Raw genomic sequence first — 24,433 nt, forward strand, 5'->3', positions numbered from 1 at the left:
AAAATTCAAAGTTTTATGGGACAAGATAAGGATGGAATCTTGCGCTAGAAAACCACAAGTTCAAAAAATAGTTAGAAAACTAAAAAAACCTTAGCAACTAAAAAATTACTAAGGTTTTTGATAAAGTTGGTTTCAATTTCCTATAACAATCCCTATACTAATTGTTCCAATGCAATTTCAAAAGAAGTCTCTACCAAACCTGTTTTGTTAGAATTTTTAGAGTGTGTTTTTTGAAGAGCATTTTTAATAATTGTAGAGGTATCTTCAAAGATTCCTTCATCTGACATATCTACATCATCTGTACTCATGAGGTAAGCAAAAACACGAGCCATCCCACAGTTGGCAATAAAATCTGGAATAATAGCTACATTTTTATCTGCATATTCTAATGTTTTGCCTAAGAAAATTTCTGGGTCAGCAAAAGGAACATTTGCCCCACACGAAACGACTTCTAAGCCTGTTTTTATCATTCTTTCTATTTGAGATTGTGTTACTAATCTTGAAGCTGCTGCTGGAATAAATATTTCTGCCTCCAAATCCCAAATTTTTTCTTCTGCTTCTTCGAAAGAAAGCATATTTGTAGCACTAAGCTGATTTCCATTTTTATCTAAGAAAAGCTGTGTAATGTCTTCAAAAGAAAAACCTTCTTCTTTCAAAAGTGCGCCTTCTTTATCCAAAATACCAACTATTTTCACGCCTCTTTGAGCCAAGTAAAATGCTGCTGCACTCGCTACATTGCCCCATCCTTGAATAATTGCTCGTTTTCCTTTGTAATCTGCTTCGCCTTTGCCCCAAATATCGTAATAGTGAAAAACGCCACAAGCTACACCATAGCCTGTAATCATATCGGCTACTGTATATTTTCTTTTGAGTGAAGGCGTATATTTTTCATCTTCTAATACTTTGATTACACCATAGCGAAGTTGCCCGATACGGTTTATTTTTTGAGGCTCAGTAGGTTGAAAATGTCCAGTAAAAACACCTTCCTGTGGATGCCAAATACCACAATCTTCTGTAATCGGAATTACTTCGTGGATTTCATCTACATTCAAATCGCCCCCTGTTCCATAATAGTTTTTCAAAAGAGGAGCTACAGCCTTGTACCAACGGTTTAATACTTCTTCTTTACGTGGGTCTTTTGGGTCGAAATTAATACCTGATTTTGCCCCACCAATAGCAGGTCCTGAAACACTAAATTTGATTTCCATTGTTTTGGCAAGTGATTCTACTTCACGCTTGTCTAGTCCGACACGCATACGAGTTCCTCCTCCTGCTGCACCACCACGAAGCGAGTTGATGACTACCCATCCGACAGCTTCTGTTTCTGCATCGTGCCACTCAAAAACAATTTCTGGATTTTTATTTTCAAATTTTTCTAGTAGTTCTCTCATAAAAATTTTGTGTGTGTTGTTTAGATTGAAAAAAGTCTTTGTTTAACGATTTTCAAAAATACGAATTTTAATCAGAACCCTATACGTAAATAAAAATTTGGCTGAATTTAGTAAACTAGACTTACATAACTGGACTTACGCAACATGCTGCTCTGTGTGAGCAGGGTTTGTGAAATTTGAAACTGTGTCCTGTGTGTCACATGACACTAATCTGCGTAACTCCAGTTACATAATTATACAGTCTCCTTTTTCTCTTGAGGTTTTTCTTTTACAAACAGACGTTTTATTTTTCCAAACAAAACCACATAAGCATCTATTTCGAAAAGCCTAGAATCTGCTCTGGCTTGTAAAAGAAATAAAATTCCAAATACAAAAAGTAATATGTTGGCAGCCCAAGAACCAATAAAAATGGAAACTACCTTCTCTCTCGCCCATTTGTCTCCTGTAATAGTCATGAAATAGAAGAGAATAAAGAAAACAATAGAAATAAGAACTGGAACTCCCAAACCACCTTTCTTAATAATTGCTCCTAGTGGTGCACCTATCAAAAACATAACAAAACAAGCTACGGCAAGAGAATAACGTTTGTTTTTTTCTAATAAAGCTCTTCTTGAATCGTACTCAAAACGTTCCACCCTTTCGCCATTAGTGTGAGTAAAAGAACGCATATTTCTGACTTTGGTTAAAGCTCTATCCATAACATTCTCAATACTTTTTTCTGAAAAATTTTGGTAAGCTACTGTTATGGTATCAGGTAGGTTTTGCCAATCTATTGTGTCCAAATCTTCTATGGAGTTAGAACGAGATACAGTATTTGGAGTATAACTTATGTTTTCATTATTATTTATAAGTCTTGAACTTATACTGTCTGATAAATTACCACTTGAAGAAGGCAAAATTTTACTTTTCTGCTGTGAGTTATGTATTGCTGCTGCATTTACTTGTTTGAGTGAATCTATCTTTCTTATTTTAGCTGAATCTACTTCTGTTACTGATATAGAACTATCTTTCTGACTTTGAGTAGTGAAATTCGAACTATCTAAACTTACTCTCTGATTTTGTTCTGCTAAAATGGCAGAATCACTTTTATTAAAGACTTTATTTATTGAATCGGCTTTAGCTTTTTTTAGTTCTGCTTGTTTTTTTTCAGATGCTGCACGTTGGGCTAATCTTTCCCTTTCAAAATCTACAAAGAAAGTGTAGTCGAAATAACTTCTTGCTCGGCTGGCATTTTCTTTTTCTACTTCTCTAGCATCTATCAACAATGAGTCTGCTTCTGCGTTTAGCTGTGCTACCGTCATCATATAACGGTTTTGTGTAAAGAGTTCTTCTGATGTTTCATTCATCTGTAGAAAAGACAAATCAAAATTAAAGGTAGCTTGCTCAAATTTATCTCTTACAAAGGCATTTTTATTTTTTCCTCCGTTGGCAACTTGTTCAGAATAACGGTTTCCATTTTCTACACGAAATTCCAGTATTTGTTCATCTTGTTTGTTTCTCATCACACCTTTATCAGCAATGATGACATCTGTATTTCCTCTTGCGCTTCTGTGGTCATAGATAATCAAATCTTTTAAGCTATCTGTACCTTTTACTTTTTCTCCAATTCTGATACTCCAGCCTGGTAATCCGTTGTAGAATGAGCCTTCTGGGAAGTCTAATGTAGGTTCTTTTTGTCGAACATCATATAAAAGTCTATATGCCTTTAAATTTACTTCTGGAACAATTCTATCATTAAAAATATAGGCGACTCCTGTCAGAAAAATAGCAAATAGTCCGACTGGCATAAGTATTCGGATAAGCGAAATTCCACATCCTTTTATGGCTGTCAGTTCGTTGTGTTCTCCCATGTTTCCAAAAGCCATCAGCGAAGCAAGCAAAATAGCAAGAGGCAGAGCCTGTGGAACAAGCGTAAGGGAGAAATAAAAAAACAGTTCTGCAAATACTTCTGCTCCAAGTCCTTTACCCACCAAGTCTTCAAAATATTTGGACATAAAAACCATCAGTAGAATAAACAATACTACTGAAAAAGTAAGGAAGAAAAGCCCAAAAAAGGAATGGGCTACCAGTTTATCTATCTTTTTGAACATATTTTAGGATAAATTTTCCTCGTTGACGGTCTTGACCTCAACGACGGTTAGATATACAAAGCAAAAATACAAGAATAGTCAGATATAAATAGCCTTAACATTCCAAAAAGCCCAATATTTTGAATTTTATAAGTAGGCTTAACAAACTTTATCCTATTTTTGTGAATAAACCTACTAAAAAACAAAGTCCATTGAAAAAATATTTAGTAACCTGTGATTATAATTTGGAAGATTTAGTCATAGAGGAAATCAAAAAAAATATTCCTAACGCAACAGAAGTTGAGCAGTTTGAGAATTTTTCGCATCGTGTTTCGTTTTCTGTTCCTAGTCAAGAGAATACCACTCTTGAAAAAATACTTTCTTTGCGAAGTATTCACTCTGTAATAGAACTCAAAGCTGCTTTTTACTTAGAAGACCCTACTTTGGAAAACTTGAAAGCAGAGATAATGAAAATAGATTTGCCAGAAATGGAAACGGCAAAATCTTTCCGTGCTAGTGCAGAGCGTTATGGAAATCATGATTTTACTTCTATGGATATGGCAAAACATATCGGACATACAGTTATTTTGCGTTACCAAACTTCTGTTTCTTTAGATGATTATGAGTATAATTTGAGAGTAGATATTTTAGGAAGTTTTGTTTTTATGGGCTATCAACTGACAAACGATATACTCTCACATCGCCAAGGCAAATACAATAGAATTGAACGAAACTTTCATCATAGAGCAGCTACCAAACATTCTATAGCCTATCATTTGCTAACTTTAGCTGGTTTGCAAGAAGGAGATTCTTTGCTAGACTGTACTTGTGGAGGAGGAACTATCGTTTTGGAGGCTGCTAGTATGTTTGGAGAAAAAATAAAAATTTTGGCTGGCGATATGCATGAAAGAGCCATTAAAGGAACAAAAGAAAATTTGGCTCTCAATGGTTTTGATTTTGTAGAAGTCAGAGAGCTAAATGCTCGTCATTTGGATGAAACTATACAAGATTACGTCTTGGAAAATGGAAAGATAGACAAGATTGTTTGTAATCTTCCTTTTGGCATTCAGTCGGGCAAACAAGTCAATATGAGAGGACTTTATGACCAGTTTCTTAGTTCGGCAAGCAACGTTTTATCTAAAAATGGAAAAATAGTAGTCTTGACGATGCGACAAGCTGTCTTCAGAGAAGTCGTTTTTATGATAAAAAAATATAAAATTACAAAAGAATACGTTACAGAGGCTGGAGGTCTGTATCTTCATATCTTTGTTTTGGAAAAAATATAAAAGTATTTATTTTAAAAAAATATCCATTGGAAAAAGTATTTATTATCTGTATTTTAGTTTCCACTACCTTTGTTTCTTGTACGAATAGCTTAGGAGAAAAAGGAAAATGGAACGCAACCTATACCGAAGAATTTCTGTCTAACTGTAAAGCAGAAATTGGAAAAGAAGAATCTTTACTAAAAATAGATTCTCTAACTGTTTCTAAAATTTGTAATTGTGTGGTTCGAAAGGCTGAAAAAGAATTTGCTCCTTTAGAAATGGAAAACGAAGAATCTCGTTCAAAAATGAAAACCATAAGTACAGATTGTGCTAGAGATATTTTAATGGAAAAATAAAATAAAAATCAATATATTGATGTTTCTTTATCTGTTTTGAGTTTGATACTAATTTATGAAAACGCTGCTTGTTCCTACCAACTTTTCTCTATCTTCTGCAAAGGCTCTGCAATATGCTGTGGTGCTTGCAAAAGAGTTTGGTTCGAAAATCATTGTACATCATACCTATCCTCAAAACAGTCCTATCCATTTATTATCTGACCTAGAAAATCAACTTCATGTATTCATTAGTGAATATGATTTTGAATGTTACACACAATCAGAAGATTATCTCAAAATAGAGACTTCTATCAGACAAGGAAGAGAAAAAGAGAATATTCTCAATATCATAAGAAAGCATGATGCTGATATTCTGATTTTGTCGGCTAAAGACCGTTCGCAATGGGAAGGAATTCCCTTCGAACGCCTTATTTCTCAAACTTTAGAGCAAACGCTTTCCTCTATCTTGATTGTACCTTCTGAAATTGAAATACAAAAAAATATAGAACATGTCGTTTTTGCGCTATCTTTAGATGAAGAAGACGCTGATATTATAGACTCTTTACTTCTTTTCTGTGAAGTGTTGGGGGCGCATCTTACTTGTTTGCATGTTTCTGCCAATGAAAAAGAAAGGAATTTTATAGATTATCAGTTGAAGCCCTTACAAGAAACATATACTTCTATTTCAAAAGACAAAATGAGCTTTGAAGTTATTTATAATAAAAGTATTCAAGAAGGTATTAGTAATTTTTTAGATATAAAACCAGCCCAGTTGTTGGTAATGCTAACAAAAGAACGTTCCTTTTTTGAAGGGCTTTTTCATAGAAGCGTTTCTCAAGGAATGAGTTTTCAGAGTAAAGTGCCTGTTATGATTGTGAAATTGTAGTTATTAGTGTAGATTAAAGACTTGTCTTTGACAATTTATAGTTTAATAAAAAATGTTTCGTTATTATTTATTTTTCTTATTGGCTTTCGGAATTAGTTTTTCTGTTTTTGGGCAAACCACTCAAAATGTAGATGAACTACTTAAAGCAGCACGCTATGAGCAAAGTGAGGAAAAACTGGCAAGTGCGCTACGTTATTATTTACAAGCAGTCAATAAATTAGAAAAACAAAAAGACAAAAAAGCTCTCTTTCAAGTCTATACAGAAATAGGAGTCATTTATCAGAATGGAGGACTCCACGATAAAGCCATTGAATATTTTACAAAGTCTCAAGAGGTAATTGATGCCAATTCTTCTTCACAAGCTGCTGTTTCTATGCGTTTGGGAGAATCTTATTTAGCTCAAAGAGATTATGAGCAAGCCGTTGCAGCCTACCAAAATGCAAAACAAATTTATAAACCACAGAACAAGCCTTACGCCACTATTCAGGCTCTGCGTCAGCTCATTACGGCTTATCAAGCAAATAAAGATTATCAGACAGCTTTAGAAGCAAATAAGGAAGTACTGGAAGTTGATAGGCAAATTGGAGACTCTTCTGCTGTGGCTGCCACACTAAACAACATTGGCTATGTTCATAAATTTTTAGGGAACTATACCAAAGCTCTCAAAAATTTTGAGCAAGCTAGAAAAATAGAGAAAAAATTGGGATTAGAGGAAGACCCAATTACTCTGACCAACACAGCGATTGTTTATCAAAATTTAGCACAATACGACAATGCATTACGATTTTTGAAAGAGGCAACGAAAATTGTAGAAGACAAAAAGCGATTTCAAGAGCTTTCTCGTCTTTACAACATTACAGCAGCTATTTATTATCAGTTAGGAGATTATCATAATGCTAGAGAGTATAATCAACTTGCTTTAGAATATGCTCAAAAGTATAATCAAAGAGAAATAGAACAAGATATTTATCTTACAGCCTCTCAAATCAATCAAGCCAATAATAATTATGAAGATGCACTAAAATCCTATGAAAAACATTTGAATATTCGTGATTCTTTGCTTTTAGAAGAACGTTTGAAACAACAGGAACTCTTACAACAGCAGTTTCTGATAGAGCGAACAGAAAAAGAATTACAACTTTATTTGGTAGATGAAGAACTCAAAACAGCACAGCTTAAAGAACAAGAACTAACCTTAGAAAAGCAAAATCAAGAACTTGCCCTTCTTCAACAAAAACAGGAACTTCAAGCTGAAAGGTTGGAAAGAGATGCCTTAGAAAAACAGCGTACTAAGCAAGAACTTTTAATTGCCCAACAACAACTCAATGCAGAAAAAGCCAAGCAAGAGGTAAAAGAACTTCAACAGAAAGAACTAAATAGACAAAGAGAAGTAGAAAAACTAGAACAGCAGGCAGCCTTAGACAAACAAACTCTGGCTAGAGAGCGAGCAGAAGCCGAAAAACAACAAGCCCAAGCCCAAGCAGAAGCCAATCTAAAAGAAGCAGAAGCAGAAGCACAACGACAAATATTTGCTATTGTAGGCATTTTGAGTTTGCTCATTTTTCTAGTTATTGGTTTTGCCTTTATCAATTCAAAAAAGAAAAATAAAGAACTCGCACAGCAAAAAGACCAAATTGAATCTAAAAATGTAGAGTTAGAACAGCAAACTGAAGAAATTCAGATGCAGCGTGATGCCATTGCTCATAAAAGTGAGGAGGTAAACGAACTTTATACAAAAGTTACGGACAGTGTGCGTTATGCTCAACGTATTCAAGAAGCCATTTTAGAACCTCCCATACAAGTATTTACTCCACTTGGAGAAAATGCAAAGGGTTTTATTTTATTTAAGCCTCGTGATATTGTGAGTGGAGATTTTTATTGGACAACCGAAAAGGATGACAGAGTAGTGCTGACTGCTATTGACTGTACAGGACACGGAGTTCCAGGGGCTTTTATGTCACTGATTGGAAATGATTTGCTCAATGAAATCGTAAATATTAGAGGGATTACAACGCCACACGAAATTTTAAACCAACTCCACAGAGCCGTACAAAGTACACTCAAACAAAGAGAAACCGAAAACCGTGATGGAATGGATATGGCTCTTTGTGTCTATGATAAAAATAAGAATATACTAGAGTTTGCAGGGGCAAAAAATCCACTTCTTTATATTCAAGAGGGAAAAATCAAAACCATAAAAGGTAATAAAAAACCGATTGGAGGAAAAGATTTTTATGAAGCAGATTCATTTACTACACATACGTTAGATTTGAATGAAGCAAATGCTCCAACTACTTTTTATATTTTTTCAGATGGCTATCAAGACCAGTTTGGTGGAATAGAGGGACGAAAATTTATGATAAAACGCATGAGAGAGTTGCTTCAAGAAATCCATCAAGAACCAATGGAAGAACAACACAAGATGTTAGATGAAATAATAATGGACTGGATGAAAAATGAGGAACAAATAGATGATATTCTTGTGATGGGCTTCAAAATAAGCTAAACAAATTAGAAAGAATGAAAGACATATTTTTATTTTTGGAGGTTTTTCTGTTGTTTATAGTTACTGTGGGTTGTTTTTTAGTTTCGTTCTGCTTTTTATATTTGCTTATTGATAAATTTGATACGTTAGACAGTCTTAAAATATGGATAAGAGATAATCATATTGCATCTTTTCTCTTTCTTGTGCAATCCTTTTTGATTCTAGTTCCCCTGCTGATTTCTATTTCTTCGTTCAAGAGGCTTAGAAAAATTTACCTTCGCTTATCAGAAAGTGAATAACTAAAAAAGGTAGCATATTGCAAAAAATATCATCTTTTTATAAAAAAGACTTATCTTAGTGCGATAAAAAAACGTATCAATTTCATAGCAAAGCATTTTTAAATGAATTTAGATAAAGCTCGCCACGCTCTTCAAAAATATTTTGGTTATTCGTCTTTCCGTCCTTTACAAGAAGATATTATTTCATCTGTCTATGCCAAAAACGACACGCTTGTTCTGATGCCCACAGGTGGAGGAAAATCTATCTGTTATCAGATTCCAGCCGTTACGCTAGAGGGAATTTGTATTGTTATTTCGCCCTTGATTGCGCTGATGAAAGACCAAGTAAATGCCCTTCAAGCCAATGGAATTTCGGCAGCTTTCCTCAATTCTTCTCAAGATATGGATGAGCAGCGTGAAATTGAGGCAGAAGTAACAAGAGGAAGTATCAAACTTTTGTATGTTTCTCCAGAGAAATTAGTGGGTGAGTCGTTCTTATATTTTTTAAAATCGCTTCCTGTTTCACTTTTTGCTGTGGATGAAGCGCATTGTATCTCACAGTGGGGACACGATTTTCGTCCAGAATATACACAACTCAAAACGCTCAAAGACCGTTTTCCTTTTGTTCCGATGATTGCTCTTACAGCAACAGCAGACAAAATCACGAGACGAGATATTATTAGCCAACTTGGGCTTGAAAATCCGACAGAATTTGTAGCTTCCTTCAATCGTCCGAATCTTTCGCTCAATGTGTTGCCAGCCTATCAGCGAATGAATACGATAGTCAATTATATTTTGAGAAGACCCAACCAATCGGGAATTATTTATGCACTTAGTCGAAAAAATACAGAAAATATAGCTGCAAGGCTACAAAAAGCAGGTATTAAAGCTGATTTTTACCACGCAGGACTTTCCAACCACGAACGCAGCCGAGTACAAGACGATTTTATTACTGACCGAACGCCTATTGTTTGTGCAACTATCGCCTTCGGAATGGGCATAGATAAGCCTAATGTGCGTTGGGTAATGCACTACAATATTCCTAAAAATATTGAAGGGTATTATCAAGAAATTGGAAGAGCAGGACGTGATGGATTAAAAAGTGATACTATGCTTTTTTATAGCTTTCAAGATTTGGCAATTCTGAAAAGTTTTGCAGAAGAAAGTGGACAAAAAGAATTACAACTTGCCAAGCTAGACCGAATGCAGCAGTATGCAGATGCACAGATTTGTAGAAGAAAAATTTTGTTGAGTTATTTTGGAGAAACCTTAGAAAAAAACTGTGGAAACTGTGATGTCTGTAAAAACCCTCCTAAACATTTCGACGGAACTATCATTGCTCAAAAAGCCTTTTCTGCAATGATGCGACTTGATGAAAGAGTAGGTTTTACCATGCTGATTGATGTTTTGAGAGGTTCGAAACGCCAAGAGATTTTAGAAAAAGGTTACGACAAAATCAAAACCTATGGCGTAGGTGCAGATATTTCTGCTGGAATGTGGCAACAGCATTTGTTACAATTTCTCAATATGGGACTGATAGAAATTGCTTACGACCAAGGCAACATACTCAAACTCACAGAGGCTGCCAAAGCTGTTTTGTTTCAAAAGAAGAAAGTAGATTTAGTACAGTTTGAATACAAATCTAAAAAAGAACAACAAAAAGAGTACGAAAAGCCAAAAAGTCAGAAACGTATTTTGCAGGATGGACTTTTTGAAGAGTTACGTCAGCTTAGAAAACAAATTGCAGATTCGAAGGGGATTCCACCTTATATGGTTTTTGGAGATGCTACGCTGAAAGATATGGTTGATAAAGCTCCTACTCATCTTTTCCAAATGCGACAAGTTTCTGGTGTAGGCGACCAAAAACTAAGAGAATATGGACAAGTTAGATACAATTACCAATTATGTTAAGAGTCAAGATTTGGCAAGTAAAGCCAAAATGACAAGTTCACACCAAGTAACCTATGAAATGTTTACCAATGAAAGTAAATCATTAGCTCAAATAGCTAAAGAACGAGACATTACAGAAGGTACAGCCTTAGGTCATCTGTATAAAGCCAGTCAAGAAGGTTTTAAGATAGATTGGCTAGAGTTTGTAACCTTAGATGAAATAGACACTATCGAAAAAGCCATCAAAACAGTAAGAAAACGCATTCCAAAAGATGAAACATTCCGAATGAAATTTGTTTATGAATTTTTGGATGAAAAAATGAGTTATGTCAAGCTGCGTGCTGCTGTGGCATATCGTAAGGAAAACGAGTAACTAATTTTGACAAAATATTAAATCATAACCATTTGATTTGCAAGAAAGTATATTCTAGTGTCGTTTTTGGGTTTAAAGTATAATCGTATTACTATTTCTCTGTCTGCAATAGCATAAACGCTCCCCAAAAATAAGGGTTTGGATACTCTTCCTTGAGCTTGGTTTTGAACAAAAGTAGAAAAACATATTGCTTTGTTATTAAGGACTCATAGGATAGAGTTGAGTCTCTCTTCGGCAAATAGCACTTTAAAATGTTCTTTATCAAACTTTTTCAAGTAGATTTCAAGTGCTTTTTGATAATACTCAATAGCTTTTTCTGTGTTTCCTCTCGCTTCTTCCAAATCACCATACGTAGTTGCAAGGTTTGCAAAATTGATATGATTTTTATCAAATAATTCTTCATTCATTTTTGTAGCAATTTTAAGATGTTGCTCTACTTTTTGGTAGTCTTTCATCAAAATATAAAGGTTTGCTCTATTAGAATGTAGTGTTGCTAATGAAGAATTTGAGGTGTTGAAAATAGCTTTATGAATCTGAAAAGCATCATTAAACAAAATATCTGCTGAATCATAATTCTTGTTGTACATTTCTAAAAGTCCTAAGCCATTGAGTGCAACTCCTGTTGTTAAGTCATTTGTAGTTTGATATTTTTGGTCTATTCTGATTACGACTTGATAAAATTCTCTTGATAAAGTATAATTACCTACCAAATAGTTTAGATAAGCTAGTTCATTTCCTAAGTTGTCGGTATCAAGAGACATTCCCCCATTTGAAGCAGTTACTTTTTCATTAGCCAAAAGAGCATATCTTTCAGCTTCTTCCAATTTGGAAAGCATTACCTTTGTATTTGCTAACTGAATCATCAGTTGAAGCGTTCTGTAACTATTCTCGTCTTGAGCTTTACTCAATCTAAAGACTTCTTCATATTGCTTTTCTGCTATTTTATAATTACTCAAAATGTAGTTTAAACTAGCATAAGTGGATAAAGAGCCAATATAATTCGTATTTGTCTCTTTACTAATTTTAATAGCTTCGGTTATGTATTTTTCTGCTATCTCATAGTTTCCCAACTGAATATTTATTTTTGCAAGTAAGTTTTTACATGTTCCAATATTTACTAAACCTTTTTCTCCTATTGCCTCATACATTTTTATAGATTCGGAAATTATAGAATCTGCTTTTTGAAATTGATTACGCTGAAAATGCAAACTTCCATAAAAGACAGAAGTAGTAACATAAGTGTCTTGTGTTGGGTCGTCTTCATAGTAAAAAACTTTTTTGTAGGCATCAAGAGCTTCATCTGTTTTTGATAGTTGAGCATAATTTCGTCCAATTTTCATATAACATTCAGCAAGACTTGTCCTTGTATCTACATTCAATGAATCTTTTTTAAGTTTTATGGAAGCTAAATAATAGAAGTTAGATTCTTCATGAAAGCCTTGTTTGTACAATGATTCTGCTATTATTTCATAGGCTGTCATCTTTTTTACGTCCTCTATATTCTCTAATGTATCGATGAGTGAAATAACTTGATTAAAATATTGATTGGCTTGTTCAAATTGGTTTAGATAACTCAATGCTTTTCCCATATTAGCGAAAGAAATAATATTTTGTTGCTCCCATTGTCCTTCATTTAGATTATAAATATTCAATATTTGATGAGCTATTTTATAATTTTGAAAGGCTTGATTTTCTTCATTATTTTCCAATTGATAATGTGCCAAACGAGTATAAACGACGTATAAACGAAGGTAAATACCAGTCATGTTTTTCAAATCTAAGGTTTTTAGAAAAGTTGTATTGACTTCTCCATTTTCCAAGAGTAGAGGTTTATCGGGTAGTTTAAAGCCTTTTCTACCTTCTATTTCTGATTTCTGTGAGTACTCAACAGCTTTTTCATAGTTTTCTGCATCTAACGCTATTTTTGCCTTTTCGTGATATTTTGCCATATTCAAATTATGCTGTAATGCAGGTCTGCTTACATTCATTGCACGTATTAAATTGTTGTAGGGTGCATATTCTATGGGAATGTAAAAGAAAAAACAAGTAATAATAAGAATGGCAAAGGAACGAATAAGAATGGGTTTGTTTGACTTGACAAAATCAGTATCACTTCTATTGAGAAATAAATAGGTTAGTAAGACTGTAAAGAACAAGACATTTGCTAAAGGAAAATAATAAATAATAGTACTTTGTGTAACTATTATTCTAGTCCAGAAAGCAAATAGAGCTATTCCGAAAGCAAAACCTCCAAGCACAGAAAAAGTTGTGTTTGTTTTCTCTTGATTGTTCAGCAACAAATATCCTCCAATAAAGTAAGAGAGTGCTAATATAGTGTTTGTCAGTATCAAAAATGAAGATAAGGAACTTTCATTCACTTCAAAAAATTGGAGAACAACAGAAAATACAAATAAAGAAATAATAATTATTTCATATCGTTTCATATAGGCTTGTTTAAGTAGATTCTTATTTTTACGTTGGCTTTCAGCTTATGTTTTATTATTATGTTTAACAGATAGTTAATCACTTGATAATCAATTGTATATTTTCTTACTTCTCCGTCTGTAAAAGCATAAATGCTCCCCAAAAATAAGGGTCTGGATACTCTTCCTTGAGCTTGGTTTGTGCTTTTTGAAAGGCTTCATTTACATTATCATTTTGAGCTAGATGCTGATAAAAATACGTCATGAGTTTGGCTGTTGCCTCGTCGCTTACTTGCCATAAGCTCATAATGGTTGATTTTGCTCCTGCTAGTTGGAAGGCTCTTTGAAGTCCGTACACACCTTCACCAGCCTTTACATCGCCCAAACCTGTTTCACAAGCACTCAAAACGACAAGTTCTGTTCCTTCTAAATTTAACCCTCTAGCTTCATAGGCTGTCAAGATGCCGTTGTTACTCTCCGATTTCTCTTTAGAAGTTTTGGTCTCTAAAGCAGATTCTGCATTAGTAAACATTAGTCCAGAACGCAAAAGTGGGTTTTGTCGCACCAAGTTTGCCTGTAAACCAAAAGCACGAGAGTTATCACTGTTAGACATTGCATCGTCTGCTAAAAAAAATCCATGAGTAGCAATGTGTAAAATACGAGGACTTTTAATAGATTTTATTGTTTTTTCATCTGCTGCATTTCCCAAAATAACTTTTGGGTATTGATTATATCCTCTCAATAGCTTTTGAATATTTTCTATCTCCTCTTTTGTACCAGGAAGGGGCGTGATTTTTCCTGTATTTCCATAATTCGGAAATCCTACCAAAACGATTTGATTATTTCTAATAGTTGTTTTTTTATTTTTTGTCAAATCTTTTAGGTTATTCAAAAAAACGAGATTTTGATGGTCAATGACATACGAGCCATCATCAAGTCGTAGTGTATTGATATTAATTTGATTATAGATTCCATCCAATGAAACAAATATTTTTTCATTTTCTTGCTTTTGTTTTATTTCCTCTAGTATATCGTAAATAGGCTTCCAATAAGCTACAAAACTTTCTTCGTTTTCTATAGTCAAACGGACAGTATTGCAATAATAATAAAAATCACCCTTATCCAACTCTTTACCATTTTTCAAATGAATGAGTTTAGGCGCATCCGAAGTAGGTGTTCCTACAAGAGCTATATATTGATTTCCTATCAGTTTATCATTCTCATAGTTAGGAAAGGAAATAATATCTACAAAGGCTGTATTTTGAGGTAGTGCATTTTTGATGTCTTGATAGGTCTTTAAATCTTTATCATCAAAAAGTTCTGGCAGACTTTCAGATAGTTTTTTTTCAATTTGATTTGTTTCTTTTTCTAGCTTTTCTCTGTCAATACCTTGTTCTTTAAGCTCTTCTGGTGTATAAGAGTACAGTTCGATGAGTTCCTCTCTATTCTTAATCCACTTTTTATAGTCATTTTTCAATTTCCAATTATTACTCTTCAAAACACTTTCTTTGATACGATTGGTGGTGTTTAGTAATATAGCTTTTGTAGCCAAGTGAGCATTATGCATCTGAACAATCAAATCAGGATATTTATTGGGTTGTTTTCTTTCAGTATCACTTACAAAGCAATAAAATCGTAAAAATACAGGGTGTATTTTGTCCCAGTAGCGTTCCTTTTCTACTTCACTCATGGCAGGGAAGTAGTTTTTTATAAACTCATAATTATGAGAAATTACGTCTTCAAATAACTCTTTACTTTCCTCAATATTACCTTTTTTCCAATAAAGTAAGGCAAGGTGTTCTTGTGTTTCGATGGTTTTGATATGATTGTTGCCTAACTGATTTTGTCTGATTTTTAAGGCTTTTTTGAGTTGTTTTTCAGCTTCCTCTAATCGATTCTGATTTTTATAGAATTGCCCTAAATAATCACTAGCTGTTGCATAGGAAAGATTGTTTGTTCCTAGTTTTTTTTCATATATTCTTTCTGCTTCTAAGAGCAAATCTTCCGTTTTTTCTGTTTTTTCCATTTCTATATAGAGAGCTGCCAAACCTGTTAGCATGTGTGCCAAGTCTGGATGATTTCGTGTACCAAATCTACTTTCTTTTAGTTCAATACTCTGTAAAAAAAGCTGCTCTGCTTCTTGATAACGTTTCATTTGTTGATACAAAAGAGCTTGATTAATCAAAAAACGTTGATAGGTATTTGATGTTCCTTTCAAGGTTAAGGCAGCCGTTTCCATAGCTTGTGAAAGACAGGTTTCAGCTTCTCGGTATCTTCCCAATTCTTGAAATAAAATGGCTTGATTATTCAACACAATGGCATGAGAGATAGTCAGTGCTTGGTCGTTTTTTATTTGTAGCTCTTTGAGTTGGGCAAATTGTTTTTCAGATTCTGTATAAAACCCTTTATCTTTCCAAATCATGGCTTGATTGTTAAGGGCAGCCGTATAATTCTCATTCTTTTTATTTTTACTTATCTCTAATGCCTTTTGAATGTAGATTTCTGCTTCTGAAAGTTTTTTGGTAGAGTAATACAACAAACCTAAGTTATTGATAAGTTTGGAATAAAGTGGGTGTGAGGTTTGGTTCAAGCGTTCAAACTCTTCTTCTGATTTTAAAAAACTTTGTTCTGCCCTTTTATAAAAATGTGAAGAATAAGCTATCTCACCTAAATCATAATAATCTTTTGCTTTTTTGAGTGGGTCTTTTTGGGTTTCATCAGTTGTTCCTAGTTCATCAGAAAAACGTATAAAAAACCTTTTTAACTTTTGTCCTTTTTGTTTTTCTTCATACAAATCTGTATTGTCAATAAAAGCAATCGCATAACCAAAAGTAGCTGTATCGTAAGAAGTTCGAAGTTCTGTAAATTCTTCCTCTGATGCTTCTTCAGCTTTATCTTTCGTCTTTTCTTCTGTTACTTCTATAATTTTTTCTTGAATTTCTTGTGATTTTTCCTCTGCCTTTTTCTTAATTTTATCTAGCCAACTTTGAGCATGCAGGTTAGGAGAAAAAAGGAATGCAAAACTAAAAACGATAAACAAAAATAAGTAAGATAGAAATTGCATTTTCATAATTAAGTTGTTTGAGAAGTAATAATGAAAGAAAGTTTACATAATTTACGTAAATTAAAACAATAATTTGTTTTTGCTAAACATTCCTTATTGTGAAGCTGTTGTATTTATGTAGATTTTTAAAAATCTAATTTTTTAATCTTAATTTTTTTCAACTCAATTTTTAGAAAAATGATAACTTCAAGAAAATTTGGAAAAACCTCTTTTTTATTTGCCTTCCTTCTTTCATTTGCTTTTTTCTTCTCTTCTTGTGCTAAGAAAACAGTTTCACAAGGAACAGACATAACAGATGAGAAAGTGCCAGTAGAGGCTCGTATTACCAACAAATACACACAAGATGTGGGTGGAAGTATGAAATATTTTGCTGTTTTGTATTATTTTGCATCTCCAGAAGTTCCTGATTCAGAGAAAAACACGAATGGTAGAAATGAAAACTTGGAAGATGTGTTGGAAGATATTGGAGAAGGTGTGAAAAATACAGGAAAAGAACTCGGAAGAACTGACGACCTCACTTCAACAAGTATGGAACTTACCAAAAATCAGTACGACAATTTGAAAGTAGGAGAATCTGTTGCAATTTATTATTCTACAGAAAACAAAAAGAATGTATCGTTTAGATAGAAATTCAACAAGATAGATTTTCAAAATCACAAATCAAATCTATTTTGGTTTGTGATTTTTTATGCCAGAAAGCTAACATTTTTTTATTCTGAATGTTGAAGAAAGTGTTTAATCTAATTTATATCTAATCAAGAAATAAATGAAGCAATTTAAAAATCAAGAAGCCTACGCAACCATTACCTCTTATTCACAACAGTTTGAAAAATTATTTGGTCTAGCAATAGAAATAGATACATCAGATGAAAAAAAAGTAGTGCTAAGAGTCAATAAAAGTAATCTTAGAGGTGAATATGATATTGATACTCATGTAGGAAGAATGAACCATTATTTCCCACCTTTATTGAATGAGGGAGTAGAGTTGGATATTGTAGTTTTGTAGGAAATAATAATCTAGTGAGAACTTAGATTAGAAATAAGATTTTTATTTATTTAAAACAGATTAGATATAATTTTTGGTCTTCTCTAACGAGACTGACCTTGCTTAATTAAGGTCAGTACTGCTATATAAAAACACACTATAACGTATTGATAATCAATAAATATAGTCCCAAGTGCACATTAATCTATTAAATTAAAACCTAGCTCCTACCGTAAGAAAGAAAGCTCTGCCATCGGCAGGAATAATACCTGGACCGGGGTAACCATCTGCACGTCTAGTAAAGTAGGTATTGTTAGTGAGGTTGTTTATACTTCCTTCTATTTGTAACCATTTGTAAGCATAACTCGCTGATATGTCCATCACATAATACGATGGAATAATTCCACTAACAGCCGTAGCACTTCTGACAACATTGGTAGCATCTGTAAAATGCTCTTTAGTGTAAGAATATTGGTAAGATAATTTGAAATCTTTATAGCCAAACTGTAATCCTGTGCGAAGTGTAATGGGTGGAACTAGCTCTACTTGCTTGTTTAAAATGGCTGTCTCTTCCGATTTTAGATAACGACTATTCAAAATAGAAGTATTCAGATAAAGCCCCAAATAAGATTTAGGTAAAATATTTTCTATCCAGTTATTGCCTAACTTTCCTACATTAAATTCTATCAAAGATTCTAAGCCATATATTCTTGCCTGTGCTATATTTCCTCTAAAACGAAAAGGTGTGTAAGTGGGAGCAACTCCAGCACGTTCTACTTGACTGATTCTGTCGTTATAATTCAGATAGAAAAGACTCAAATCAAACTGCAAAAGCGTATTTATTTTTCCTCTAAAGCCTAAGTCAGCATTATATCCACTCTCATCTTTTATATCTGGACTAATAACTAAGTTCGGATTTTGAATACGTAAATCGCTGAAAGTAACCGAACGGTAGTTTTGAGAGAAGTTTGCATAAATCTCCATCTCATTCTTATCACTAAAAATAGGCTTGTAGCTAATGCCAATTCCTCCCAAAATAAAACTTCTTGGGCGTTCTAAATTTTCTTCATTTTTAGTCTCTGAAATTATGTTTCCTGCAAAATCAAATACTCTTTCTTTGTAAAATCCATCGGCTTTTGTGTTGATATATTCTGCTCTAATTCCAGGGGTAATACTCCATTTATCAGAAAGATTAAAAACATTTTCTATGAAAAATGAAGCATTCTGATTAGGAAACTCGTAAGATGAATTTTCTAAATTTTCAGAATTGAGGAAAGTAAAATTAGGTTCGTCAGTTGCATCTGCATCTCCTTGTCGTTGCGTTGTAAATCCGTTGTAGTATCTGAAACCTGTAACGAAAGCGTGAGTTTGTTTTTTGAGTTTTGAACCTAAGAAATTGATAGAATAACGATGCAAAAGACGAGTTTCGTTGCCAAAATTATTGAAACCTCCATCAATAAGCGTTCTATTTTGTCCGAAATCAACTACATTTATTTTATCTAAGTTTCCAATGGCTTTTCTACCTGCATACAATCCAAAAGTACGGCTATTGAGCTTTGTCTTTTCTGAAATTTTATAATCAAAGACTACTGCTCCCAAGTTCCAATTTACAGCAAACCAGTTTCTATCTCTGATAGACTGGCGAGCATTTTGTTCGAACATCACATCAGTTAAGCCTCCTGCTTGCTGAGCTAAGTAATTCATACCCGTATATTCTACTGAAATATTGATTTTAGAGTTTGGTCTAAAAGTAAGTTTTCCATATCCTGTATGTACATCAAAGCCAGAATTTTCTCTCCATCCATCGCCACGTTTGTATTGATAAAATCCGTAATAGCTTAGTTTGGAGTTACCATTCTGATTTTGAGCTTTTCCCAAGTGTCCACCAATATCTATAAAGCTACTTGAAAAACCATACGAACCAACGGTCTGACGCAAATTAATTTCGAAGCTATCGTCTTTTGGTGCATCTTTCATGACAAAATTTAGCATTCCCCCAAACTGAGTTCCGTACTGCAATGAAGCAGCACCACGCACAAGTTCGATTCTCTCAACAGCTTCCACAGGTGGTGTGTAATAACTTTCTGGATAGCCAAGTGCATCTGCTGAAATATCGTAACCATTTTGACGAGTATTAAAATTAGCTGTTCGGTTGGGTGAAAGCCCTCTTGCTCCAATTCCTAATTGAATGCCTGCTCCATCACTTTCCCATACATTTAGTCCTGCTACTTTTGCATAAATTTGTCTTGAAGTATTGGCTGCTAAATTGGCTGTTGTGTTTTCCAATAAAATAACTTCACTTTTTTTCGACTCATAAATTCCCATTCCATCCACAGTATTCAAGCGAGCCATTAAATTAGAATTGCTTGCTTCCAAATTTCCTTCTACAACAACAGTTTGCAATGAATCTTGTAAATCTTCCAGTTCAAAATTTACGTTTATTGTAGAATTGTTGTGTATATCTATTGTTTTTGAAACTGTATTGAAGCCATACAGATAAGCAACTAAAGTATAAGTGGTTGGAAGGGAGTTGGGCTGTAGAAATTCTAAAGAAAACTTTCCATTTTCATCGCTTTGAGCATATTTATTTAATTCTTTGATTACGATGGTTGCTCCAAATAAAGGTTCTTTTGTCTCTGTAAGAACACTTCCATTAATTCTGATTTGCGTTTCGACTTTTGCCTGTGCTAAGTAATTACTCTCAAGGTTTTGAGCTATTCCAGTAGTTGTAAAGAAAGTAAAACAACAACTGATAAAAAGAATTTTGTATAAACAATACAAAGATGGAAAAGAAGAGTTCATTTATTTAGACTAATTATAGACAATCTTATTTTCTGCAAAAATACGGCAGAGAGGGCATAAATAAAAATGATAAATATCATTTTTTAGAACTATTCTAAATAAATATACTATCAATCTTGAATAATTCTTTGAAAGATTATTCCCTCATCAAAATAAATTATCGCTACTTTACTACGTCCGTTGGTAGCAGACATGGTAAATCTTTTTGGAGTAGAAGTTTTGATAATACGCTCCCACTTTTGTTTTCTTGCACTATCTAAGTTGCTCAACATATCATTTATCCAAACCGAATCTTTTGCATTCGGATTTTCTGCTTCATACATTCCTTTGAGCCACTTATCTACATCTTTTTTTTCTACTTCGATGGCTATTTTGTAGTGCCAAGAAGATGCTCCTACGCCAAATGAGAAACTACTTTCAAATCCGTTTACATTAAACAAGCTATACTCTGCATCTAAGATTTCAGAGTATATTTTAACTTGCTTAGATAAAACTTTTATCCTCTCCTCTTTTTGCTCAATTTCTGAGCTTTTTAAAGTGGTAGGAGATTTTGAATGGCAATTAGTAAAAAGTAACACCATCAAAAATAAGTAGATACATATTTTCATAGCTACAAAATAATTTATTATACAACAAAAAAGCATTTCCTCACTAAATTTAGTAAGAAAATGCTTTTTATAAAATCTATGTAGTACAAAAACTAGACTTTGATTTCTACATCAACACCTGATGCAAGCTCTAATTTCATCAAAGCATCTACTGTTTTAGGGCTGCTTGAGTGAATATCGATAAGACGCTTATACGTACAAAGTTGGAACTGCTCACGAGATTTCTTGTTTACGTGAGGAGAACGAAGTACAGTAAACTTCTCTTTCTTTGTTGGCAATGGAATAGGACCACTAACCACTGCTCCAGTATTTTTTACAGCCTTAACGATTTTTTCAGCCGACTTATCAACCAAGTTATGGTCGTAAGATTTAAGTTTGATTCTAATTTTTTGAGACATCCTTGTAGGGAGTTAGATTGTTTTGAAAGACTTGTATAAAAATCTCTTGATTTTTCATTATTCATACCCTAAGGGTTTCAAAAACCCCTAGGGTATAAACCAAATCTCTACTAAATATTTGAATTTATATAGAGTAATTCAAAACTTAGGCAGTTTTCATACCTTTAGTTTCTGCAATTACTTGTTCTGCGATGTTGTTCGGCACTTCTGAGTAGTGAGAGAATGTAAGTGAAGCAGCACCACGACCAGATGTGATAGTACGAAGTGAAGTAACATAACCAAACAATTCTGACAATGGAACGTCTGCTTTGATTACAACGCCTGTACCTTTCATTTGCTGACCTTTAGGCATACCACGACGACGGTTCAAGTCACCGATTACAGAACCTGTAAATTCTTCAGGACAAACAACTTCTACATCCATAATTGGCTCAAGAATTTTTGCTCCTGCTTTCTTACCAGCTTCTTTGTAACCCATTTTAGCAGCCATTTCAAACGAAATAGCATCTGAATCGACACTGTGGAAAGAACCAAAGAATACACGTACACGCATACCCACAACTGGGAAGCCTGCAAGTACACCATTTTTCATAGCTTCTTCAAATCCTTTCTTGATTGCAGGTACAAATTCCTTAGGAATTACACCACCTTTAATCTCATCTACAAACTCAAGAACGCCTTCTTTTTGGTTTTCTGGATCTTCTGCTGGTCCGATTTCAAACTGAACATCAGCAAATTTACCTTTACCACCAGACTGCTTCTTATATACCTCACGGTGTTCAACACTGTTAGTGAATGCTTCTTTGTAAGCTACCTGTGGCGCACCTTGGTTTACTTCTACTTTAAACTCACGCTTCATTCTGTCCATGATAATTTCAAGGTGAAGCTCTCCCATACCACGGATAATAGTCTGACCAGTTTCTTCGTCTGTATTTACACGAAGTGTAGGGTCTTCTTCTACGAGTTTAGTAATAGCCAAAGCAAGTTTGTCTTGGTCTGCTTGCTTTTTAGGCTCAATCGCATATCCGATTACTGGCTCTGGGAACGTAAGTTCTTCCAAAACTAATGGGTTTTTCTCTGATGTAAGTGTATCACCCGTTTTGATTTCTTTAAAACCAACACCTGCACAAATATCACCAGCACCTACTCTTTCAATAGGATTTTGTTTGTTAGAGTGCATTTGCATCAAACGAGAAATACGCTCTTTCTTACCAGTACGGTTGTTCAAGATATAAGAACCTGAATCCAATGCACCAGCATACACACGCATAAAGCAAAGACGACCTACAAATGGGTCAGTAGCAATCTTAAATGCAAGTGCTGTAAAAGGCTCATCTTCATTCGGGTTACGTACTTCTTCTTTTCCTGTGTCAGGATTTGTACCTTTTACTGGTGGCAAATCAAGTGGAGAAGGAAGATAAGCACATGCAGCATCCAAAACAGCCTGTACACCTTTGTTTTTAAATGCACTACCACAGAAAACTGGGAAGATAGTCATTGACATAACTGCCTTACGAACAGCTACACGGATTTCGTCTGGAGTGATAGAGTCTGGATCTTCGTCATATTTCATGAACAAATCTTCATCCATTACAGCAACTTCTTCTAAAAGATTGTTGCGATACTCTTCTACTTCGTCCATCAATTCTGCTGGAATATCAATCGTGTTGAATGACATACCTTGAGTAGCATCGTCCCATACGATAGCACGCTTCTCAATCAAATCTACTACGCCTTTGAAGTTTTCTTCAGAGCCGATAGGAATTTGCATAGGAACTGCATTTGCACCTAAAGTAGCTTTGATATCTTTTACTGCACTGAAAAAGTCTGCTCCTGCTCTATCCATTTTGTTTACAAAACAAATACGAGGAACACCATATTTATCTGCTTGTCTCCAAACAGTTTCAGATTGAGGCTCAACCCCAGAAACTGCACAGAAAAGAGCAACTGAACCATCCAATACTCTAAGCGAACGCTCTACCTCTACGGTAAAATCAACGTGACCGGGAGTATCGATGATATTGATTTGATATTCGTTTGTTTTGCCAGCAATATCCATACTCTTATCGTCAGTAGGGTATTTCCAGCTAGTTGTTGTAGCTGCCGAAGTGATAGTAATACCACGTTCTTGCTCTTGCTCCATCCAGTCCATAGTCGCAGCTCCATCATGTACCTCACCAATTTTGTGACTGATACCTGTATAGTAGAGAATGCGCTCTGTAGTGGTTGTTTTTCCAGCATCAATGTGAGCCATGATGCCTATATTTCGGCGGAATTTTAGGTCTTTTTTAGACATTGTAACTAATGTATGAATGAGATAAAGAAAACTTCTAGTTGTATAGTAGTCGCTATATCAAGTGAGAATAAATAAGACTTTTTCGTTAAGTTGCACAAAAGTACAAAATTTATTTCAAATTTCCTTATTTTTTTAAACTGATATAGCTGATTAACAAATAGTTAAGAAATTTTTATGATTAGATAAACAAAATGTAATGACTTAGAGAAACTATCGTCTGACCAAATCATTACATTCTGTATTCTTTAACTATTTTTTAATGGCATTAATTCCATTTATTAGAAACGGAAGTGAGAGAACGCTTTGTTCGCCTCTGCCATACGGTGTGTATCGTCTTTACGCTTAACAGCAGCACCTTCACCTTTTGCAGCAGCCATAAATTCAGCAGCCAAACGGTCAGTCATGTTGCGCTCGTTACGACGACGAGAGAAATTGATAAGCCATTTCATACCCAAAGACATTTTACGCTCTGGACGAACTTCTGTAGGTACTTGGAACGTAGCTCCACCTACACGACGGCTTTTTACCTCCACACCTGGAGTTACATTAGCCAATGCTTTTTTGAAAATCTCTAATCCATTTACAGAAGGATCGTCTTTTTTCATTTTTTCTTCGATACGGTCTAGTGCGCCGTAGAAAATTTCGTAAGCAAGACTTTTCTTACCAGAGTACATTAAGTTATTTACAAACTTAGTTACTACTACATCACCAAATTTTGGATCAGGAAGAATATCTCGCTTTTTTGGTTTATGCTTTCTCATGAGTTATCTCAAGGTTTTTTAAAAAGATTTTGAATCAAAATCTTTCTAATAATTCTTTAAAAAAGTAATTTAAAAAGGAAACAATCAAGAAAATTAATTATAAATGATAAGTGATTAATGATAA

At 34.2% G+C, this 24,433-nt stretch carries 17 protein-coding genes; 8 read left to right on the top strand and 9 right to left on the bottom strand.

The genetic code is table 11. The features are described from left to right. Nucleotides 1-152: 152 nt before the first annotated feature. Both QZ659_RS14840 and QZ659_RS14845 read right to left on the bottom strand, forming a co-directional pair. Nucleotides 153-1,391 (bottom strand): Glu/Leu/Phe/Val dehydrogenase dimerization domain-containing protein, encoded by a 1,239-nt coding sequence (locus QZ659_RS14840; protein ID WP_291726807.1) that lies wholly within the window; start codon nt 1,389-1,391, stop codon nt 153-155. Between the two features lie 233 nt (nt 1,392-1,624). Beyond that, complete coding sequence (locus QZ659_RS14845) at nt 1,625-3,481, bottom strand: LptF/LptG family permease (protein WP_291726811.1); 1,857 nt, start codon at nt 3,479-3,481, stop codon at nt 1,625-1,627. A 161-nt stretch (nt 3,482-3,642) separates the two neighbouring features. Between QZ659_RS14845 and QZ659_RS14850 the strand changes: the two genes are divergently transcribed. The 6 genes from QZ659_RS14850 (at nt 3,643) to QZ659_RS14875 (ending at nt 10,972) form a co-directional block, all read left to right on the top strand. Beyond that, the gene (locus tag QZ659_RS14850; protein WP_291726814.1) at nt 3,643-4,746 is read left to right on the top strand and encodes a methyltransferase domain-containing protein; all 1,104 of its coding nucleotides are present in this window, start codon (nt 3,643-3,645) and stop codon (nt 4,744-4,746) included. A 26-nt stretch (nt 4,747-4,772) separates the two neighbouring features. Continuing rightward, complete coding sequence (locus QZ659_RS14855; protein ID WP_291726817.1) at nt 4,773-5,081, top strand: hypothetical protein; 309 nt, start codon at nt 4,773-4,775, stop codon at nt 5,079-5,081. Between the two features lie 55 nt (nt 5,082-5,136). After that, nucleotides 5,137-5,946: a universal stress protein gene (locus tag QZ659_RS14860; protein ID WP_291726819.1), complete on the top strand. Its 810-nt coding sequence runs from the start codon at nt 5,137-5,139 to the stop codon at nt 5,944-5,946. Between the two features lie 52 nt (nt 5,947-5,998). Continuing rightward, nucleotides 5,999-8,452: a tetratricopeptide repeat protein gene (locus QZ659_RS14865; RefSeq protein ID WP_291726823.1), complete on the top strand. Its 2,454-nt coding sequence runs from the start codon at nt 5,999-6,001 to the stop codon at nt 8,450-8,452. Nucleotides 8,453-8,832: 380 nt separating this feature from the next. Beyond that, nucleotides 8,833-10,620: a DNA helicase RecQ gene (recQ, locus tag QZ659_RS14870; protein ID WP_291726826.1), complete on the top strand. Its 1,788-nt coding sequence runs from the start codon at nt 8,833-8,835 to the stop codon at nt 10,618-10,620. Further along, nucleotides 10,586-10,972, top strand: coding sequence for a helix-turn-helix domain-containing protein (locus QZ659_RS14875; RefSeq protein WP_291726829.1), 387 nt, complete (start codon nt 10,586-10,588; stop codon nt 10,970-10,972). Before recQ ends, QZ659_RS14875 begins: the two co-directional genes overlap by 35 nt. Nucleotides 10,973-11,178: 206 nt before the next feature. Here QZ659_RS14875 and QZ659_RS14880 read toward each other — a convergent pair whose 3' ends face one another. Beyond that, nucleotides 11,179-13,416, bottom strand: a complete 2,238-nt coding sequence (locus tag QZ659_RS14880; protein ID WP_291726831.1) for a tetratricopeptide repeat protein — start codon at nt 13,414-13,416, stop codon at nt 11,179-11,181. Nucleotides 13,417-13,522: 106 nt separating this feature from the next. After that, nucleotides 13,523-16,459: a CHAT domain-containing tetratricopeptide repeat protein gene (locus QZ659_RS14885; RefSeq protein WP_291726833.1), complete on the bottom strand. Its 2,937-nt coding sequence runs from the start codon at nt 16,457-16,459 to the stop codon at nt 13,523-13,525. A gap of 177 nt (nt 16,460-16,636) precedes the next feature. On the opposite strand from QZ659_RS14885, the gene QZ659_RS14890 reads away from it, so the two are divergent. Together QZ659_RS14890 and QZ659_RS14895 are read left to right on the top strand one after the other, a co-directional pair. After that, on the top strand, nt 16,637-17,086 hold the full coding sequence (locus tag QZ659_RS14890; RefSeq protein WP_291726835.1) for a hypothetical protein: 450 nt from the start codon (nt 16,637-16,639) through the stop codon (nt 17,084-17,086). 139 nt (nt 17,087-17,225) lie between these two features. Then, complete coding sequence (locus tag QZ659_RS14895; RefSeq protein ID WP_291726836.1) at nt 17,226-17,465, top strand: hypothetical protein; 240 nt, start codon at nt 17,226-17,228, stop codon at nt 17,463-17,465. A 192-nt stretch (nt 17,466-17,657) separates the two neighbouring features. Here the strand turns inward: QZ659_RS14895 and QZ659_RS14900 are convergent, their stop codons facing one another. From QZ659_RS14900 to rpsG, 5 genes are all read right to left on the bottom strand, one after another. Further along, complete coding sequence (locus QZ659_RS14900) at nt 17,658-20,246, bottom strand: TonB-dependent receptor (protein WP_291726837.1); 2,589 nt, start codon at nt 20,244-20,246, stop codon at nt 17,658-17,660. A 110-nt stretch (nt 20,247-20,356) separates the two neighbouring features. Beyond that, nucleotides 20,357-20,854 carry a hypothetical protein gene (locus tag QZ659_RS14905; protein WP_291726839.1) on the bottom strand — a complete coding sequence of 166 codons (498 nt, stop codon included), beginning with the start codon at nt 20,852-20,854 and terminating at the stop codon, nt 20,357-20,359. A gap of 92 nt (nt 20,855-20,946) precedes the next feature. Continuing rightward, the gene (rpsJ, locus tag QZ659_RS14910) at nt 20,947-21,252 is read right to left on the bottom strand and encodes a 30S ribosomal protein S10 (protein WP_291726841.1); all 306 of its coding nucleotides are present in this window, start codon (nt 21,250-21,252) and stop codon (nt 20,947-20,949) included. Nucleotides 21,253-21,397: 145 nt separating this feature from the next. Beyond that, a complete protein-coding gene (fusA, locus tag QZ659_RS14915; RefSeq protein ID WP_291726843.1) occupies nt 21,398-23,548 on the bottom strand; it encodes an elongation factor G in 2,151 nt (716 codons plus the stop codon). Between the two features lie 278 nt (nt 23,549-23,826). Next, on the bottom strand, nt 23,827-24,309 hold the full coding sequence (gene rpsG / locus QZ659_RS14920) for a 30S ribosomal protein S7 (RefSeq protein WP_291726845.1): 483 nt from the start codon (nt 24,307-24,309) through the stop codon (nt 23,827-23,829). Nucleotides 24,310-24,433 lie beyond the last annotated feature (124 nt).

This window comes from Bernardetia sp., from assembly GCF_020630935.1.
Taxonomy (GTDB): Bacteria; Bacteroidota; Bacteroidia; order Cytophagales; family Bernardetiaceae; genus Bernardetia.

Coding starts and splice junctions, on each gene's coding strand:
- QZ659_RS14840 (WP_291726807.1), bottom strand. CDS start 1,391: ATGAGAGAACTACTAGAAAAATTTGAAAATAAAAATCCAGAAATTGTT.
- QZ659_RS14845 (WP_291726811.1), bottom strand. CDS start 3,481: ATGTTCAAAAAGATAGATAAACTGGTAGCCCATTCCTTTTTTGGGCTT.
- QZ659_RS14860 (WP_291726819.1), top strand. CDS start 5,137: ATGAAAACGCTGCTTGTTCCTACCAACTTTTCTCTATCTTCTGCAAAG.
- QZ659_RS14865 (WP_291726823.1), top strand. CDS start 5,999: ATGTTTCGTTATTATTTATTTTTCTTATTGGCTTTCGGAATTAGTTTT.
- recQ (WP_291726826.1), top strand. CDS start 8,833: ATGAATTTAGATAAAGCTCGCCACGCTCTTCAAAAATATTTTGGTTAT.
- QZ659_RS14875 (WP_291726829.1), top strand. CDS start 10,586: ATGGACAAGTTAGATACAATTACCAATTATGTTAAGAGTCAAGATTTG.
- QZ659_RS14880 (WP_291726831.1), bottom strand. CDS start 13,416: ATGAAACGATATGAAATAATTATTATTTCTTTATTTGTATTTTCTGTT.
- QZ659_RS14885 (WP_291726833.1), bottom strand. CDS start 16,459: ATGCAATTTCTATCTTACTTATTTTTGTTTATCGTTTTTAGTTTTGCA.
- QZ659_RS14890 (WP_291726835.1), top strand. CDS start 16,637: ATGATAACTTCAAGAAAATTTGGAAAAACCTCTTTTTTATTTGCCTTC.
- QZ659_RS14895 (WP_291726836.1), top strand. CDS start 17,226: ATGAAGCAATTTAAAAATCAAGAAGCCTACGCAACCATTACCTCTTAT.
- QZ659_RS14900 (WP_291726837.1), bottom strand. CDS start 20,246: ATGAACTCTTCTTTTCCATCTTTGTATTGTTTATACAAAATTCTTTTT.
- QZ659_RS14905 (WP_291726839.1), bottom strand. CDS start 20,854: ATGAAAATATGTATCTACTTATTTTTGATGGTGTTACTTTTTACTAAT.
- rpsJ (WP_291726841.1), bottom strand. CDS start 21,252: ATGTCTCAAAAAATTAGAATCAAACTTAAATCTTACGACCATAACTTG.
- fusA (WP_291726843.1), bottom strand. CDS start 23,548: ATGTCTAAAAAAGACCTAAAATTCCGCCGAAATATAGGCATCATGGCT.
- rpsG (WP_291726845.1), bottom strand. CDS start 24,309: ATGAGAAAGCATAAACCAAAAAAGCGAGATATTCTTCCTGATCCAAAA.